This window comes from Aromatoleum bremense (genome assembly GCF_017894365.1).
GTDB lineage: Bacteria > Pseudomonadota > Gammaproteobacteria > Burkholderiales > Rhodocyclaceae > Aromatoleum > Aromatoleum bremense.
Window position 1 is genome coordinate 986,965 of sequence record NZ_CP059467.1, and the last position, 17,164, is coordinate 1,004,128.

Below are 17,164 nucleotides of genomic sequence, written 5' to 3' on the forward strand. Positions count from 1 at the left end.
AATTCGTAAAACGGCAATTCTAACGGATGAAAGGAGGCCGAGAGGCTTCGCCTATAATCGGCCGACCCCAACTGCACAGGAAGACGAGAAAATGGGACATCGGCTCTCGAAGATCTACACCCGCACCGGCGACGCCGGGACGACCGGGCTGGGCGACGGCAAGCGTGTGGCGAAGAACAGCCGGCGTATCGACACGCTCGGCGAAGTCGACGAACTGAACGCGGTCGTCGGGCTGCTGCTGTGCGAGGACCTGCCGGACGACGTGCAGGCGCTGCTGACCGACGTGCAGCATGATCTCTTCGACCTCGGCGGCGAGATCTGCATCCCCGGCATGAGCATGATCAGCCAAAAGCATGTCGACAAGCTCGAGACCGAACTCGACCGGCTCAACGAACCGCTCGAACCGCTGAAGGACTTCATCCTGCCCGGCGGCAGCCGCGCCGCGGCGCTCGCGCACCTCGCGCGCACGGTCTGCCGCCGGGCGGAACGCGCGATCGTTGCACTGGGACAGGAAGAAGCGGTCAACGACGGGCCGCGCCAGTATCTGAACCGGTTTTCCGACCTGCTGTTCGTGCTCGGCCGCGTGCTCAACCGTGCCGCCGGCCGCGGCGACGTGCTGTGGCAGAAAGGCAAGAACGCCTGAAGTTCGCCTCACTCCGCCCCGTCGGCGTCCGCGAACAGCGGAAGCTGCGGGTCCGGCGCCGCGCAGGCAGCGAAGCGCACGCCGACGCCAAGCAGACGTACCGGCAGGCCGCGGCGGCGGTGGCCTTCGGCGAGCAGCCGTGTCCAGGTTTCGGCGACGGGCGCCGGATCGACGCATTCCGCCGTCGTCTGCGTGAAATCCGAGAACTTCACCTTGACGAAAACCTTGTGCACCGTCTCGCCGTCGCGCAGCCGCGTCATGCGGCGCGAGAATTCCTCGACGAGCGCCGGCAAGGCCTCGAGGCAGGCCTGCAGGTCGGGAAGGTCGCGGTTGTAGGTCGTCTCCACCGACAGGGATTTGCGCTCGCGGTCGGGCGCGACCGGCCGGTCATCGATGCCGCGGCACAGCCGGTGCAGGTTCGCGCCGAAGCTGCCGAATTCGCGCGTCAGATCGGCGAGACTCCAGCCGCGCAGATCGCCGCACGTCTCCACTCCCAGCCGCAGCAGGCGCTCGGCGGTGACCTTGCCGACGCCGAAGATCTTCTTCACCGGCAACTCGGCGACGAAGGCGTCGACCTCTTCCGGGCGCACGACGAACTGCCCGTTTGGCTTCCTCCAGTCGCTCGCGACCTTCGCGACGAACTTGTTCGGTGCGATGCCCGCCGACGCGGTGATGCCGACTTCGTCATGGATGCGGCTGCGGATCTCCTGCGCCATCAGCGTCGCGCTGCCGCGGCAGCGATCGACGGCGGTGACGTCGAGATAGGCCTCGTCGAGCGACAGCGGTTCGACGAGCGCGGTGTATTCGCGGTAGATCGCGAGGATCTGGCGCGACGCCGCACGGTAGCGGGTGAAGTCCGGCGGCAACAGCAGCAAGTGCGGGCACAGCCGCAGCGCGTGCGCACTCGACATCGCCGAACGCACACCGAAAGCGCGCGCCTCGTAGTTGCACGTCGCAACGACACCGCGCTCGCCGGGCTTGCCGCCGACCGCGAGCGGGCGGCCGACGAGCGACGGATCGTCGCGCATCTCGACGGCCGCGTAGAAGCAGTCGCAATCGCAGTGGATGATCTTGCGCGACACGCGCTGTGCCCGATGCGGAGGATCGACGCTGCGGCTTCAGGCGCCGACCCCGGCATCCATCGCGCGCGGACCGGGAAGGCGCGGCGTTTTGCGGCAGGTCGGCGCGTACATGATCCCGGCCCTCAACCGCCGGCGCGGCAGCTACCCGATCGCCGCGTCACTCCAGGTCGGCGCGTTTGACGCGGCGCTGACGTACCGCCTCGGCGAGGATTTCGAGCACCGTGACGCTGTCTTCCCAGCCCAGGCACGCGTCGGTAATGCTCTTGCCGTACTCGAGCTCCTTGCCCGGGATCAGGTCCTGGCGCCCTTCCTTCAGGTGCGACTCGACCATCACGCCGATGATGCGGTCGTCGCCGGCTGCCATCTGCGCGCCGACGTCGCGCGCGACCTCGATCTGCAGGCGGTGCTGCTTGCGGCTGTTGGCGTGCGAGAAGTCGATCATCACCTTGCCCGGCACGCCCGAAGCGGCGAGCTCCTTGCAGGCTGCATCGACGCTGACGGCGTCGTAGTTGGTGCTCTTGCCGCCACGCAGGATGACGTGGCAGTCCTCGTTGCCGAGCGTCGTGACGATCGCCGAATGCCCCGCCTTCGTCACGGAGAGGAAATGATGCGGCGACTGTGCGGCCTTGATCGCGTCGACAGCGATCCTGACGTTGCCGTCGGTGCCGTTCTTGAAGCCGACCGGGCACGACAGCCCGGACGCCAGCTCGCGGTGCACCTGGCTTTCGGTCGTGCGCGCGCCGATCGCGCCCCACGCGATCAGGTCGGCGATGTACTGCGGTGTGATCATGTCGAGGAACTCGGTGCCCGCGGGCAGCCCCATCTCGTTGATCTCCCACAGCAGCTTGCGCGCGAGCCGCACGCCTTCGTTGATGCGGAAGCTGTTGTCGAGGTAGGGATCGTTGATCAGGCCTTTCCAGCCGACCGTCGTGCGCGGCTTCTCGAAATACACCCGCATCACGACGAGCAGGTCGTCCTTGTGGCGCGCGGCCTCGACCTTGAGCTTGCGCGCGTATTCGAGCGCCGCGTCCAGATCGTGGATCGAGCACGGCCCGACGACGACCAGCAGGCGGTCGTCAGCGCCGAACAGGATGCGGTGGATCCCCTGCCTCGCCTCGTACGCGACTTCGGCCGCCTTTGGCGTCGCCGGAAATTCGCGCAGCACGTGGGCGGGCGGAATCAGTTCCTTGATCTCCTGGATGCGGACATCATCGATGTGAAGCTTGACTGAGGCAGACATGGCGAAACTCTGTTGAGCAGCGTTGGCAAGCGAACGATTCTAGCCGAAGATCGCCCGTTCCTGCGCCAGCAGCGTCCCGCCAGGGTTCCGATTCAGGCCTTTTTCGGCCGGATCGCCTGCTTCGGACGGAAGGCCTTGATGACTTCGTCATCGGTCTCGACGTACGGCCCGCCGATCAGGTCGATGCAGTACGGAATCGCTGCGAAGATGCCGACGTGACTCACCGAGCCGTCGGCGGCGCGCAGTCCTTCGAGCGTTTCACGGATCGATTTCGGCTGTCCGGGCAGATTGACGATCAGGCTCTTGCCGCGGATCACGGCGACCTGCCGCGACAGGATCGCGGTCGGCACGAAGTTGAGGCTGATCCGACGCATCTCCTCGCCGAAGCCGGGCATCTCCTTTTCGCCGACCGCGAGCGTCGCTTCCGGCGTGACGTCGCGCGGCGCGGGTCCGGTGCCGCCGGTGGTCAGGATCAGCGCGCAGCCGGCGGCGTCGGCAAGCTCGATCAGCGTGCGCTCGATCGTCGGCCGCTCGTCTGGAATCAGCCGCATTTCGGCGCGCCATGGCGAGGTCAGCGCGCGATCGAGCCACTCGCGCAGCGCCGGAATGCCCTGGTCCTGGTACGTGCCGTCGGAGGCGCGGTCGCTGATCGACACCAGGCCGATCGTGATTTCGTCACTCATGAGAATCCCCTTTGGATCATCCGGCACCGCCAGAACACCCGGCCGTGCTCACTCTTCGTCGTCATCCTGCGGCTCGTCCGCCGGGCCCGCGGCGGCGCCGGCCTCGAGGTCGCGCAGCACGCGGAACAGCTCGCGGAACGCGCGCGGCGGCTTGTTCTGCTCGCGCTCCTTCAACGCATTGCGGCGCAAGGTGCGCAGCTGCTGGAAATCCGCCTCCGGCCAGGTCTCGGCGATCCTCTGCAGCACCTTCTCGTCGTCGAGCAGATCGGAGCGCAGGCGCTCGAGCCGGTGCTGGCGCGCGACCTCGGCCTTCGACAGGCCGTTGAACACGTCGAGCTGCGCCTGGATCGGCTCGGGATCGATGTGGCGCATCAGCTTGCCGACGTATTGCATCTGGCGCCGCCGCGCCTCGTGCTTCGTCATGCGCTTGGCCTCGCGCACCGCGTCGGCGAGCGCTTCGGGCATCGGCACTTTCTTCAACTGGTCGGTAGACAGCGCGACCAGTTGCTCGCCGAGATCCTGCAGCGCGTGCATGTCGCGCTTGCGCTGGCTCTTGCTTGGCGGCAGCGGCAGCCCTTCCTCGTCGTCGGGGAGGTTGTCGTCGTGGTCGGCGTGGATCATGAAAAGTACAGTGCGTGGGAACGGGGTAAGATTATAGCCTTTGCTCCCTGGTCTCCCGCCCATGTCCGCTCAAGGCTTCTCGTTCTCCCCCGACCGGCTGCACGAAATCGCCGCCGATGTGCTGAAATTCGCGAAAAAACGCGGCGCAACGGCATGCGAAACCGATGTTTCCGAAGGCTTCGGCCAGTCGGCGACGGTACGCAAAGGCGAAGTCGACACGATCGAATACAACCGCGACAAGGGCATCGGCGTCACGATCTATGTCGGCCAGCAGCGTGGCCATGCGAGCACTTCGGATTTTTCGAAGGCGGCGCTGAAGGCGACCGTCGAGGCCGCCGTCTCGATCGCCCGCTTCACCGCGCCCGACCCCTGCGCCGGCCTCGCCGACCCGGAGCTGATGGCAAAGGACTGCCCGGACCTCGACCTCTACCACCCGTGGCGGCTCAGCGTCGAGGACGCGATCACCGCCGCGCGACAGTGCGAGGAGGCGGCGTTCGCCGTGAGCCCGAAGATCACGAACTCCGAAGGGGCGAGCGTCTCGACGCAGGAATCGCACTTCGTCTCGGCGAACAGCGCCGGCTTTATCGGCGGCTACGCCAGTTCGCGCCACAGCATCTCGTGCTCGGTCATCGCCGGCGAAGGCGACGGCATGCAGCGCGAATACTGGTACGACTCGCGCCGCGACGCGGCCGACCTGATGGCGAGCGATCTGGTTGGACGACGTGCGGCCGAACGGGCCCTCGCCCGCCTCGGCGCGCGCAAGATCAAGACCTGCGAGGCGCCGGTGTTGTTCGAAGCGCCGCTGGCGGTCGCGCTGGTCGGGAATTTCGTCCACGCGGTCAGCGGCGGCTCGCTGTACCGCAAATCGTCGTTCCTGCTCGACAGCCTCGGCCAGCCGGTGTTCTCGCCAATCGTGAACATCTCCGAGCGCCCCCACGTTCCGAAAGGCTTCGGCTCGAGCCCGTTCGACAGCGACGGCGTCGCGACGCACGATCGCGAGGTGGTCAGCGACGGCGTGCTGCAAGGCTATTTCCTGTCGACCTATTCGGCACGCAAGCTCGGGCTTCAGACGACCGGCAACGCCGGCGGCTCGCACAACCTCATCGTCGGCGCCGGCGACATGGACTTCCCGGCACTCGTCAAGCACATGGACCGCGGCCTCGTCGTCACCGAACTCCTCGGCCACGGCGTCAATTACGTCACCGGCGACTACTCGCGCGGCGCCGCCGGCTACTGGGTCGAAAAAGGCAAGATCAAGCACGCGGTCGAGGAAATCACAATCGCCGGCAACCTGCGCGACATGTTCCGCAACATTGTCGCGATCGGCAATGACGCGTTGCCGCGCGGCTCGAAGCATTGCGGCTCGGTGCTCATCGAGCGCATGAAGATCGCCGGCCGCTGAACGCGCCGCACCCCATCGCCGTGGCGTGGTGCCACGGATGGCCGTGTGGCCTATGAAGCGGCGCGGCGTTCCTCTGCGGCGCCGCGCCCGCACCACCCCTCGGGGGATCTCGCCGGCATTGCCGGAAATTCATAAAGCACAACAAGGAGAGATCGTGGAACGTCGAAAATTTCTCAGAAGCGCGGGCCTCGCCGGCGTGCTCGCCGGCGCTAGCGCACCGGCGATCGTCCATGCGCAGGAAAACATCCGCTGGCGCCTCGCGTCGAGCTTCCCGAAGTCGCTGGATACGCTGATCGGCGCCGCCGAGACTTTCGCGAAGAACGTCGCCGAATCGACCGGCGGCAAGTTCACCGTCACCGTGCATGCCGCTGGCGAACTGGTCCCGGCCTTCGGCGTCGTCGATGCACTGCAACAGGGCTCGATCGAATGCGCGAACACGGCGCCCTATTATTTTTTCGGCAAGGACGAAGCATTCGCGTTCGACTGCGCAATCCCGTTCGGCATGAACGCGCGCCAGCTCACGGCATGGATGTATGAGGGCAATGGCCAGAAGCTGCTGCGCGAGTTCTACGCGCCCTACAACATCATCAGCCTGCCGATGGGCAACACCGGCGCCCAGATGGGCGGCTGGTACCGCAAGGAAATCAAGTCCGTCGCCGATTTCAACGGCATGAAGATGCGCATCGGCGGCTTCGGCGGGCGCGTGCTGGCGAAACTCGGCGTGGTGTCGCAGAACATTCCGGCCGGCGAGATCTACTCGGCGCTGGAAAAAGGCACGATCGACGCGACCGAGTTCGTCGGCCCGCACGACGACCTCAAGCTCGGCCTGCACCGCGTCGCGCCGTACTACTACTACCCGGCGTGGTGGGAGGGCAGCGCACAGACCACGCTGTACATCAACGCAAAGGCCTTCAACGGGCTGTCGAACGAGTACAAGTCGATCGTGCGCCAAGCGGCCTCGGATTCGCACGTCGTCACCCAGGCCCGTTACGACGCACGCAACCCGGCCGCGCTCAAGCAGCTGATTTCCGAAGGCGCCAAGCTCAGGCGGCTGCCCAAGGAGGTCATGGACGCGGCCTTCAAGGCGTCGCGCGAAGTCTATGCCGAGCTGAACGACAAGAATCCGAACTGGAAGAAGATCTACGCCGACTACTCGCGCTTCATGCAGGCGCAGTACCAATGGACGCCGCTCGCCGAAGGCAGCTACGACCAGTACATGGCCGGGCAGAAGCTGTAACACACGGGCCGGAGCGTCCGCCGGCAGCAAGGCCGGGTAGGCGGAAAGTCCCTTTCCGCCTACCCGCCGGCACGGACAGCACCGTCGTACCCCCGCAGCTGCAGCCGCACGAACCTTTCCGGCCCGGCCGAAACACCGGATATTAGGGTTTCCCGCGAATTTCGCCGCCGTGCGAACCCTTGTACTCTCAGCGCCATTCCAACAGCGGAAGGTCAAGGGAGACATCGTGGAACGTCGTTCATTTCTGAAAAATGCAGGTATCGCCGGAGTCCTCGCCGCGGGTTCCGCCCCGGCCATCGTCCATGCCCAGCAGAACCTCCGCTGGCGCCTGGCATCGAGCTTCCCGAAATCATTGGACACCCTCTTCGGCGGCGCCGAAGGTTTCGCCAAGAACGTCACCGAGGCGACCGGCGGGAAATTCACCGTCAGCGTGCATGCAGCCGGCGAACTCGTTCCGGCTTTCGGCGTCGTCGACGCCCTGCAGCAGGACACCATCGAGTGCGCCCACACGGCGCCTTACTATTTCTTCGGCAAGGACGAAACCTTCGCGCTCGACTGCGCGATTCCGTTCGGCATGAACGCTCGCCAGATGACTGCCTGGATGTACGAGGGCAACGGGCTCAAGCTGCTGCGCGAGTTCTACGCCCAGTTCAACATCATCAATTTCCCGATGGGCAATTCAGGCGCCCAGATGGGTGGCTGGTACCGCAAGGAAATCAAGTCGGTGGCCGACTTGAACGGCATGAAGATCCGCATCGGGGGCTTCGCCGGTCGCGTGATCACCAAGCTCGGCGCCGTGCCGCAGAACATCCCGGCCGGCGAGATCTACCAGGCGCTCGAAAAGGGCACCGTCGATGCCGCCGAATGGATCGGCCCCTATGACGACCTGAAACTCGGGCTGCACAAGGTCGCCAAGAATTACTACTATCCGGCCTGGTGGGAAGGCAGCACCCAGTTTTCGCTGATGGTCAATAGCAAGGCCTACAATGCACTGTCGAACGAGTACAAGGCCATCGTTCGGCAAGCCGCATCCGACGCCCACGTCGAAGTCCTGGCGCGCTACGACGCCCGCAACCCGACCGCGCTCAAGCAACTCATCGGAGAAGGCGCCAAGCTCCAGCGCCTGCCGAAGGACGTGATGGACGCCGCGTTCAAGGCCTCGCGCGAAGTCTATGCCGAACTGAACAGCAAGAACGCGAACTGGAAGAAGGTCTACGCCGACTACTCGCGCTTCCAGGCCGACGCGTACCAGTGGCAGGGCATCGCCGAAGGCAGCTTCGACCAGTACATGGCAGCACAGAAGCTCTGATCCGTCCCCGGACGGCCCGCCTCGGCGGGCCGTTTGCGCTTCCACCGCCCGGCACGGGGCTGTAGCATCGCCCCCCCGGCGAGCCTGGCCCGCAAAGGCTGGTGCTTGTGTATCTTCCCCACGTTCCAGGTAAACACCCGATGGGAATTCTGCTCAAGTTGTCACAAGGGATCGACGCGATAGGCCGACTGATCGGCAAGTCGATCATCTGGCTCATTCTTGCCACCGCGCTGATCAGCGCCGGCAACGCCGTCGCGCGCAAGGCGTTCAACATCGGGTCGAACGCCTTCCTCGAAATCCAGTGGTATCTGTTCGCCGCCGTGTTCATGCTCGGCGCCGGCTACGCATTCCTGCAGAACGCCCACGTGCGCATCGACGTCATCGCCAACAAGCTGAGTCCCCGCGTACGCAATTACGTGGACATCTTCGGCATCATCGTCTTCTTGCTGCCGTTGTGCTACTTCATGATCACTTTCTCGTGGCCGGTCGTCTACGGCGCCTACGTTTCCGGCGAGATGTCCTCCAATGCGGGCGGCCTGATCCGCTGGCCGGTATACGCGATGGTGCCGGGCGGCTTTGCGCTGCTCGGCCTGCAGGCGGTCTCCGAACTGATCAAGCGTGTCGCATTCCTGATTGGCCAGGGTCCCGACTGCCTCGCTCACTCCGGGACTGACGACACCGAAGACCACGTCCACGCCGCGCTCGGCGACACCCCTGAACACAACGCTGCCGGCGAGCCCCAAAAATGATTGAATTCGTCTCCGCCAACATCGCCCCGATCATGTTCGGGGTCATCATCTTCTTCCTGCTGTCGGGTTTCCCGGTTGCCTTTTCGCTGTCCGCCTGCGGTTTGTTCTTCGGCTTCATCGGCCTCGAACTCGACCTGATCCCCGCGACCCTCTTCCAGGCGCTGCCGCTGCGCGTGTTCGGCATCATGCAGAACGACACCCTGCTGGCGATCCCGTTCTTCACGTTGATGGGGCTGATTCTCGAACGAAGTGGCATGGCCGAGGATCTGCTCGAGACGGTCGGACAGGTTTTCGGCCCGATCCGCGGCGGCCTCGCCCTGGCGGTCATCTTCGTCGGTGCGCTGCTTGCCGCGACGACCGGCGTCGTCGCCGCGTCGGTGATCTCGATGGGACTGATCTCTCTGCCGATCATGATGCGCTACGGCTATAGCCGTCCGATCGCAGCGGGCGTCATCACCGCATCCGGTACGCTCGCGCAGGCGATCCCACCGTCGCTGGTGCTGATCGTCATGGCCGACCAGCTCGGCCGCAGCGTCGGCGACATGTACAAGGGCGCGATGATTCCGGCTCTCGCACTGGTCGGCCTCTACGCGCTCTTCGTCATCGGCCTGGCCATCTTCAAGCCGAAGATGGTGCCGGCCCTGCCGCCCGAGGCGCTGGTCTATCGTGAACCCGACGGCAGCTCCGGCCTGCGCTCGCTCGGCATCCTCGCGATCCTCGTCACCGCGGTCTCGGTCGCACTCGGGCAGAACTACCAGGCGGTCCTGACCTGGCTCGAAGGCAAGGAAGTCCTGGCGCCGGCGCTCGACGAAACCATCGTCGTCGCCCTGACTTTCGGCACCATCTTCGCGCTGGTTCTCGCCGTTTTCAACCGCGTACTCAAGCTCGGCCTGCTGTCGCGCATCGCCGAACGCGTCACCTTCGTGCTGATCCCGCCGCTGATCCTGATCTTCCTCGTGCTCGGTACGATTTTCCTCGGCGTCGCGACGCCGACCGAAGGCGGGGCGATGGGCGCGGTCGGTGCACTAGTGATGGCGACGACGCGCGGCCGTCTGGATCTCAAGACGCTGATCCAGGCCCTCGAATCCACCTCGCGGCTGTCGATCTTCGTGATGTTCATCCTCGTCGGCTCGACGATCTTCAGCTTCGTGTTCACCGCGGTGGACGGCCAGAAGTGGGTCGAGCACCTGTTCGATCGGCTGCCCGGCGGCCAGCTCGGCTTCCTGCTGTTCGTCAATGCGGTGATCTTCTTCCTCGGCTGCTTCATCGACTTCTTCGAGATCGCCTTCATCCTGCTGCCGCTGCTCGGCCCGGTCGCGGACAAGATGGGGATCGACCTGATCTGGTTCGGCGTGATCATCGCGGTGAACCTGCAGACCTCCTTCCTGACGCCGCCGTTCGGCTTCGCGCTGTTCTACCTGCGCAGCGTCGCGCCGAGCTCCGCCTATCTCGACCGCATCACGAACAAGCGCATCGAGGGTTTCAAGACCGGCGACATCTATCGCGGCTCGATCGCGTTCGTGATCATCCAGATCTTCATGGTCGGCCTCATCATCGCCTTCCCCGAGCTGGTCACCGGCGGGCTGGACGAGAAGACCAAGATCGATCTCGACACCATCCAGATCCAGCAGCCGGCAGGCGGTGCGGGCGGATGGGGAGAAGAAGGGGGCGGCGGCGCATGGAAGTAAGGCGTAACACCCGGCTGTGCCTTGTCCGGCACGGCGAAACCGCATGGAATGCGGAAAGACGCCTGCAGGGACACCTGGACGTGCCGCTCAACGAAATCGGTCACGTCCAGGCCGAAGCGACCGCCGCGAGCCTCGCCGGACACCGCTTCGCCGCGTTCTACTGCAGCGACCTGCGCCGCGCGCAGCAGACCGCGGCGGCGGCGGGCCGCACGCTCGGGTTCGGGGCGACGCTCGAACCCGAACTGCGCGAACGGCACTACGGGGTATTCCAGGGCCTCACCTACGACGAAGCCCGCGAGCGGTTCCCGCAGGACTTCGCCCGCTTCCACGCCCGCGACCCCGATTTCGCCTTTTGTGGCGACGGCGAGAGCCTCGGCGCCTTTGCGGCGCGCATCCACCGCGCACTTGACCGTATCGCCGCCCGTCATGCAGGCCGGCAGACGCTGGTCGTCACGCACGGCGGCGTGCTCGACATCGCCCATCGCCTCGCGACCGGCAAGGCGCTCGACGCGCCGCGCGACTTCACGATTCCCAACGCCGCGCTCAACTGGATCGAGTTCGACGGCTGCCGCTGGCACCTCCTGGCATGGGCCGACCAGGCTCACCTTGCAGCCGCCCGCGACGAGTTGCCGAACACCTGACGGTCCGGCTCGGCACAGCCGCCTCCGATCGGCAGGGCGGCTGTGCCGGGCCACGCGTGCGCAAGGGATATCCGCGCGGCTGCGGGCGAATGCTTGCCTCACCATGACCGCTTGCGGTGCGTGCTAATATCCGCTTTTAAAACCAATCGCTTCGAGCCCGTCTCATGTTCTCTGCGCAAGATACCCTCGCCAAGGTCGACCCCGAACTGTGGGCAGCCATCCAGGCCGAAAACCGCCGCCAGGAAGACCACATCGAACTCATCGCTTCGGAAAACTACGTTTCCCACGCCGTGATGGAGGCTCAGGGTTCCCAGCTGACGAACAAGTACGCCGAAGGCTACCCGGGCAAGCGCTACTACGGCGGTTGCGAGCACGTCGATGTCGCCGAGCAGATCGCGATCGACCGCATCAAGAAGCTGTTCGGCGCGGAGGCCGCGAATGTCCAGCCGAACTCCGGCTCGCAGGCGAACCAGGCGGTGCTGATGGCTTTCGCCAAACCCGGCGACACGATCATGGGCATGAGCCTCGCCGAAGGCGGTCACCTCACCCATGGCATGCCGCTCAACATGTCCGGCAAGTGGTTCAACGTCGTCGCCTACGGCCTCGACGAAAAGGAAGAGATCGACTACGACGCGATGGAACGGCTTGCGCGCGGGCACAAGCCGCGCATCATCATCGCCGGCGCTTCCGCCTATTCGCTGCGTATCGACTTCGAGCGCTTCGCGAAGATCGCCAAGGAAATCGGCGCGATCTTCTGGGTCGACATGGCGCACTACGCCGGCCTGATCGCCGCCGGTTACTATCCGAACCCGGTGCCGCACGCCGACGTCGTGACCTCGACGACGCACAAGACGCTGCGCGGCCCGCGTGGCGGCATCATCCTGATGAAGGCCGAACACGAGAAAGCCATCAACTCGGCGATCTTCCCGGGGCTGCAGGGCGGCCCGCTGATGCATGTCATCGCCGCCAAGGCGGTAGCCTTCAAGGAAGCGCTGACCCCGCAGTTCCGCGACTACCAGGAACAGGTCATCGCGAATGCGCGCGTGATGGCCCGCGTGCTCGGCGAGGAGCGCGGCCTGCGCATCATCTCGGGCCGCACCGAAAGCCACGTCTTCCTCGTCGACCTGCGCTCGAAAAACATCACCGGCAAGGCCGCCGAAGCGGTGCTCGGCTCGGCGCATATCACGGTGAACAAGAACTCGATCCCGAAGGATCCCGAAAAGCCTTTCGTCACCTCCGGCATTCGCATCGGCTCGCCGGCAATGACGACTCGCGGCTTCACCGAGATCGAAGCCGAGCAGGTCGCACACCTGATCGCCGATGTCCTCGACGCACCGCAGGACGAGGCAGTCCTCGCGGGTGTCCGGGCCAAGGTCGCCGAACTGTGCGCCCGTCACCCGGTGTATGGAAAATAGGCGACTCCGCCTGAACCACGGGCACGCGCTGGCGCGCGGCGGCGGTTTTCCGCCTGCCGTTCAGGTCGGGGCCGCAGCATCCCGGCACCGATCATGAAATGCCCCTTCTGCGGCGACCCGAACACCCAGGTCGCCGACACGCGTGAGAACGAAGGCGGCGAAGTGGTTCGCCGCCGCCGGCGGTGCCCGAAGTGCGACAAGCGCTTCACGACGTACGAGCGCATCGACCTGAAGATGCCGCACATCGTCAAGCGCAATGGCAACCGCAGCGAGTTCGAGCACGACAAGCTTGCCGGCAGCATGAAACTCGCGTTGCGCAAGCGGCCGGTCACGCTCGAAGCGCTCGACGCGGCGGTCGATCGCATCGAGGCGAAACTGCTGGCGCTCGGCGAACAGGAAGTGCCGAGCGAGAAAGTCGGCGAACTCGTCATGCGCGAACTGAAGAAGCTCGACAAGGTCGCCTACATCCGTTTTGCCTCGGTTTATCGCAACTTCGCCGACGTCGACGAATTCGCCGAAGTGATTCGCGAAGTCAAGGCGCGCCCCAAACGCAATCGCCCCGCAGACCCCCCGGAACCGACCTCCGAGAATGACCTATTCCGAAGCTGACCATGTCGCGATGGCCCGCGCGCTGCAACTGGCCGAGCGCGGACTCGAGACAACGACGCCGAACCCGCGGGTCGGCTGCGTCCTGGTGAAGGATGGCAGCATTGTCGGCGAAGGCTGGCATCAGCGCGCCGGCGAGCCGCACGCCGAAGTCCTCGCGCTGCGTGCCGCCGGCGACACGGCGCGTGGCGCGACCGCCTACGTGACGCTCGAACCCTGCACCCATCACGGACGCACACCCCCGTGTGCCGACGCGCTGATCGCCGCCGGCATCACGCGGGTCGTCGCGGCGATGGAAGATCCGAATCCGCTCGTCGCCGGCAGCGGGGTCGCCCGCCTCCGCGCCGCGGGCATCACCGTCACCACGGGCCTGCTCGCGGCCGACGCGCACGAACTCAACATCGGCTTCGTGTCCCGCATGACACGCGGGCGCCCGTGGGTGCGGCTGAAGACCGCGAGCACCCTCGACGGCAAGACCGCGCTGAACAATGGCGTCAGCCAGTGGATCACCGCAGACGCGGCGCGGCGCGACGGACATCGCTGGCGCGCGCGTGCGTGCGCAGTGCTCACCGGCATCGGCACCGTGCGGGAGGACGATCCGCAGCTCACAGTGCGGGCCGTGCCGTGCGAGCGCCAGCCGCTGCGGGTGCTCGTCGACGCGCGGCTCGACGTGGCCCTGTCGGCCAAACTGTTGCAGGGAGGCGGCTGCCTGATCGCCACTGCCATCGAGGATCGCGAAAAGAGCGCGGCGCTGAAGGCACTCGGTGCCGAAGTCGTCGTGCTGCCGAACGGCCAGGGGAAAGTCGATCTGCCGAGCCTGATGCGCGAACTCGGCGACCGCGGCATCAACGAAGCGCATGTCGAAGCAGGGCTCAAGCTCAACGGTTCGTTGCTGCGCGAGAACTGCGTCGACGAACTGTTGCTCTACGTCGCGCCAATGCTGGTCGGCGACGCGGCCCAGGGACTGTTCAATCTGCCGGAACTCGTGCAACTCGACCGCGCAATACGGCTGCAATGGCGCGATGTCCGCTTCATCGGCGACGATCTTCGCCTGCTCGTCCGTCCGCTCAAGACCTGAGGCACACTCTGCCGCCGGTCGCCGGGCAATCCGGCCGCCCCGTCGTCAGTCGTCCCGCCCGGCGCACACTTCGCAGGCCGGATCGCGACCGAGCAGGACGCTGCGCCATTCCATCGCCAGACCGTCAAGCAGCAGCAGGCGGCCATCGAGCGAGGTGCCGCAGCCGATCAGGAGTTTCAGCGCCTCGGCCGCTTGCGTCGCACCGATGATGCCGGTGAGCGGCGCGAACACGCCCATCACGGCGCAACGCACTTCGTCGACATCCTGGCCTTCCGGGAACAGGCAGTGGTAGCAGGGGCTGTCGGACCGGCGCAGGTCGAAGACCGAAACCTGCCCGTCGAAGCGGATCGCCGCGCCGGAGACGAGCGGCTTGCGAAAGCGGACGCAGGCACGATTGATCGCATGCCGCGTGGCGAAATTATCGGAACAGTCGAGTACCAGGTCCGCCGCAGCGACCTGCTCGTCGAGCGCCGCTCCCTCGAGGCGCATCGCGAGCGGCTCGATCCGCGCCTGCGGGTTGAGTCGGAGCAGCGTGTCGCGCCCCGACTCGACCTTCAGGCGCCCGACTCCTTCGGCGCTGTGCAGGATCTGGCGCTGCAGGTTCGTCAGATCGACGGTGTCCCCGTCGCACAGCACGACCGTCCCGACGCCGGCCGCGGCGAGATACATCGCCGCCGGTGACCCGAGCCCTCCGGCCCCGATCACCAGGACTCGCGATGCGAGAATCGCCTCCTGCCCCTCGACGCCGATTTCGGGCAGCAGGATATGCCGGCTGTAGCGCAAAAGCTGGTCGTCATTCATCGGGGAAAAAATCCGGGTGAGGCGGAAGAGCCGGCATGGAAAAGGAAGGAGCCCGGGGGAAGGAACCCGGGGAACCCGGTCTACTTGTATTCGCGGAATTCGACCGGCGTATCGTCGTGATCGCCGTGGAGGTGATGGTCATACACCGTCACATAGACTTCGTTCGATTTTTTGATCAGCCGCTCGGGCGACCCGAGATTGTGCCGCTGCGTTTCCTCGCAAAAATAAACGAAGGTCCGCACCAGCCGCCAATAAAGCGCGTTGTCGAGGTGGAAACCCGCCTCGGACAACGCGCTCTCGACCATTTCGAGCGAAAACTCGAGCACCGAATAGGAGACCACCAGCGACAGCGGATGTTCACCGGACGAAACCCGCAACCCCTTGAACATCTGCAGCGAGCGCATCGCCTGCGCGACCTGGCCGGGGGGCAGGGATGCGAAACGGATTTCCCGCTGCTTCTCCAGCCCGGTTCCGGCAACCGGGTGGTCATGATGCCTGCCGGCCAGCTTGTAGGCAGTCTCCCGACGCATCACCTCTCCTTATTGCGCTTTTATTCCTTCTTATTCTGGACGATCTGCAGCCCCTTGAGAAGGTTGATCGCCTGGTTCAGCTGGTAGTCGTCCTTGCTCGCGAGTTCCGGACGCGGCAGCGCTTCGGCCTCGTCGTCGGCAGGCGACTGGTCGCCCGCTTTCGGTTCGTCGGCCTTCTTCGGCTCTGCCTCGGGATCGCGGTCATTGCCGAGGTGACGCTCCAGGTCGGCCTCGCGCAGGCGACGCGAGGAGCCGTTTGCCGTTTCCTCGACGATGATGTCGGGCTCGATGCCTTTCGCCTGGATCGAGCGGCCGCTCGGCGTGTAGTACCTGGCTGTCGTCAGCTTGATCGCGGTGTTGCTGTTGAGCGGCAGGATCGTCTGGACCGAGCCCTTGCCGAACGTCTGCGTTCCCATCACGACCGCGCGTCGGTGGTCCTGCAACGCGCCTGCTACGATTTCGGAAGCCGAGGCCGAACCGGCATTGACGAGCACGACCATCGGGAGCGTCCGCGCGCCCGCCGGCAAGTCCTTGAGGAAATCCTCACGGCTGCCGCGCAGGTAGTCGTCCGCCCGCGCGCGATATTCACGCTTCGCGTCATCGGTCCGTCCGTCCGTCGACACCACCAGCGCATTCGCCGGCAGGAACGCCGAAGCGACGCCGACGGCGCCGTGCAGCAAGCCACCCGGATCGTTGCGCAGGTCGAGCACCAGGCCTTTCATGTCTCCTTCCTTGGCGAGCTTGGCAAGGTGCTCGGCGACGGCTTGCGAAGTGTTTTCCTGGAACTGCGCGACGCGCAGGTAACCATAGCCGGGCTCGACCATCTTCGACTTGACGCTCTGCACCTTGATCACTTCGCGCGTCAGCGTCACCACCACCGGGCGGTCCTCGCCCTTGCGCACGATGGTCAGCGTGATGTCGGTCTTCGGCTTGCCGCGCATCCGCTTGACCGCGTCGCTGAGCGTCATGCCCTTGACCGGCGTTTCGTCGAGCTTGACGATCAGGTCGCCGGCCTTGACGCCGGAGCGGAACGCGGGCGTATCCTCGATCGGCGAAATGACCTTGACGAACCCGTCTTCCATGCCCACTTCGATGCCGAGCCCGCCGAACTCACCGTGCGTGCCGACCTGCAGTTCCTTGTACGCTTCCACGTCGAGGTACGCGGAGTGGGGATCGAGCCCGCTCAGCATGCCGCTGATCGCGTGGTTGATGAGTTTCTTGTCCTCGACGGGTTCGACGTAGCCCTGCTTGATCGCGTTGAACACGTCGGCAAATGCGCGCAGCTCCTCGACCGGCAGCGGGGCAGGTGAAACTTTGTCGGCACTGGCGGGAAAATTGAGACTGATCAGCACCCCGGCGAACACGCCGGTCATGATCAAACCCGCTTTCTGAAGCTTGTTACGCATGACTACTCCATCGAGGAAAAAACGCCGGGAACC

17 protein-coding genes are annotated in these 17,164 nt (G+C 65.5%); 10 read left to right on the forward strand and 7 right to left on the reverse strand.

Going from position 1 to position 17,164, the window contains the following annotated elements; genetic code table 11:
- The first annotated feature begins 91 nt into the window (after positions 1-91).
- Positions 92-643 (forward strand): cob(I)yrinic acid a,c-diamide adenosyltransferase, encoded by a 552-nt coding sequence (locus tag pbN1_RS04650; RefSeq protein ID WP_169201539.1) that lies wholly within the window; start codon positions 92-94, stop codon positions 641-643.
- Between the two features lie 8 nt (positions 644-651).
- Here pbN1_RS04650 and dinB read toward each other — a convergent pair whose 3' ends face one another.
- The 4 genes from dinB to yjgA form a co-directional block, all read right to left on the reverse strand.
- Positions 652-1,725: a DNA polymerase IV gene (gene dinB, locus pbN1_RS04655; protein WP_169201538.1), complete on the reverse strand. Its 1,074-nt coding sequence runs from the start codon at positions 1,723-1,725 to the stop codon at positions 652-654.
- Positions 1,726-1,882: 157 nt separating this feature from the next.
- Entirely contained in the window at positions 1,883-2,965 is a 1,083-nt protein-coding gene (aroG, locus tag pbN1_RS04660) for a 3-deoxy-7-phosphoheptulonate synthase AroG (protein ID WP_169201537.1), read from the reverse strand.
- A gap of 92 nt (positions 2,966-3,057) precedes the next feature.
- The gene (mog, locus tag pbN1_RS04665) at positions 3,058-3,648 is read right to left on the reverse strand and encodes a molybdopterin adenylyltransferase (protein ID WP_169201536.1); all 591 of its coding nucleotides are present in this window, start codon (positions 3,646-3,648) and stop codon (positions 3,058-3,060) included.
- A 48-nt stretch (positions 3,649-3,696) separates the two neighbouring features.
- Positions 3,697-4,269 (reverse strand): ribosome biogenesis factor YjgA, encoded by a 573-nt coding sequence (gene yjgA / locus pbN1_RS04670; RefSeq protein WP_169201535.1) that lies wholly within the window; start codon positions 4,267-4,269, stop codon positions 3,697-3,699.
- Between the two features lie 61 nt (positions 4,270-4,330).
- On the opposite strand from yjgA, the gene pmbA reads away from it, so the two are divergent.
- The 9 genes from pmbA to ribD all read left to right on the forward strand — a co-directional run bounded on the left by pmbA (position 4,331) and on the right by ribD (position 14,394).
- Positions 4,331-5,671 (forward strand): metalloprotease PmbA, encoded by a 1,341-nt coding sequence (pmbA, locus tag pbN1_RS04675; RefSeq protein ID WP_169201534.1) that lies wholly within the window; start codon positions 4,331-4,333, stop codon positions 5,669-5,671.
- A 154-nt stretch (positions 5,672-5,825) separates the two neighbouring features.
- Positions 5,826-6,908 carry a TRAP transporter substrate-binding protein gene (locus pbN1_RS04680; RefSeq protein WP_169201533.1) on the forward strand — a complete coding sequence of 361 codons (1,083 nt, stop codon included), beginning with the start codon at positions 5,826-5,828 and terminating at the stop codon, positions 6,906-6,908.
- A gap of 226 nt (positions 6,909-7,134) precedes the next feature.
- Positions 7,135-8,217 (forward strand): TRAP transporter substrate-binding protein, encoded by a 1,083-nt coding sequence (locus pbN1_RS04685; protein ID WP_169201532.1) that lies wholly within the window; start codon positions 7,135-7,137, stop codon positions 8,215-8,217.
- Between the two features lie 140 nt (positions 8,218-8,357).
- Positions 8,358-8,966, forward strand: a complete 609-nt coding sequence (locus pbN1_RS04690) for a TRAP transporter small permease subunit (RefSeq protein ID WP_169201531.1) — start codon at positions 8,358-8,360, stop codon at positions 8,964-8,966.
- Complete coding sequence (locus pbN1_RS04695) at positions 8,963-10,654, forward strand: TRAP transporter large permease (RefSeq protein WP_169201530.1); 1,692 nt, start codon at positions 8,963-8,965, stop codon at positions 10,652-10,654. The genes pbN1_RS04690 and pbN1_RS04695 overlap by 4 nt, the downstream gene beginning before the upstream one ends.
- Entirely contained in the window at positions 10,645-11,295 is a 651-nt protein-coding gene (locus tag pbN1_RS04700) for a histidine phosphatase family protein (RefSeq protein ID WP_169201529.1), read from the forward strand. Before pbN1_RS04695 ends, pbN1_RS04700 begins: the two co-directional genes overlap by 10 nt.
- Positions 11,296-11,459: 164 nt before the next feature.
- Complete coding sequence (glyA, locus tag pbN1_RS04705) at positions 11,460-12,710, forward strand: serine hydroxymethyltransferase (protein WP_169201528.1); 1,251 nt, start codon at positions 11,460-11,462, stop codon at positions 12,708-12,710.
- Positions 12,711-12,803: 93 nt separating this feature from the next.
- Positions 12,804-13,319, forward strand: a complete 516-nt coding sequence (gene nrdR / locus pbN1_RS04710) for a transcriptional regulator NrdR (protein ID WP_169117567.1) — start codon at positions 12,804-12,806, stop codon at positions 13,317-13,319.
- Positions 13,300-14,394: a bifunctional diaminohydroxyphosphoribosylaminopyrimidine deaminase/5-amino-6-(5-phosphoribosylamino)uracil reductase RibD gene (gene ribD, locus pbN1_RS04715; RefSeq protein ID WP_169201527.1), complete on the forward strand. Its 1,095-nt coding sequence runs from the start codon at positions 13,300-13,302 to the stop codon at positions 14,392-14,394. The genes nrdR and ribD overlap by 20 nt, the downstream gene beginning before the upstream one ends.
- Positions 14,395-14,439: 45 nt before the next feature.
- Here ribD and pbN1_RS04720 read toward each other — a convergent pair whose 3' ends face one another.
- From pbN1_RS04720 to pbN1_RS04730, 3 genes are all read right to left on the reverse strand, one after another.
- Positions 14,440-15,195: a HesA/MoeB/ThiF family protein gene (locus tag pbN1_RS04720; protein ID WP_169201526.1), complete on the reverse strand. Its 756-nt coding sequence runs from the start codon at positions 15,193-15,195 to the stop codon at positions 14,440-14,442.
- Between the two features lie 80 nt (positions 15,196-15,275).
- The gene (locus pbN1_RS04725) at positions 15,276-15,725 is read right to left on the reverse strand and encodes a hypothetical protein (protein ID WP_169201525.1); all 450 of its coding nucleotides are present in this window, start codon (positions 15,723-15,725) and stop codon (positions 15,276-15,278) included.
- A 20-nt stretch (positions 15,726-15,745) separates the two neighbouring features.
- On the reverse strand, positions 15,746-17,131 hold the full coding sequence (locus tag pbN1_RS04730; protein WP_169201524.1) for a S41 family peptidase: 1,386 nt from the start codon (positions 17,129-17,131) through the stop codon (positions 15,746-15,748).
- Positions 17,132-17,164: the final 33 nt, after the last annotated feature.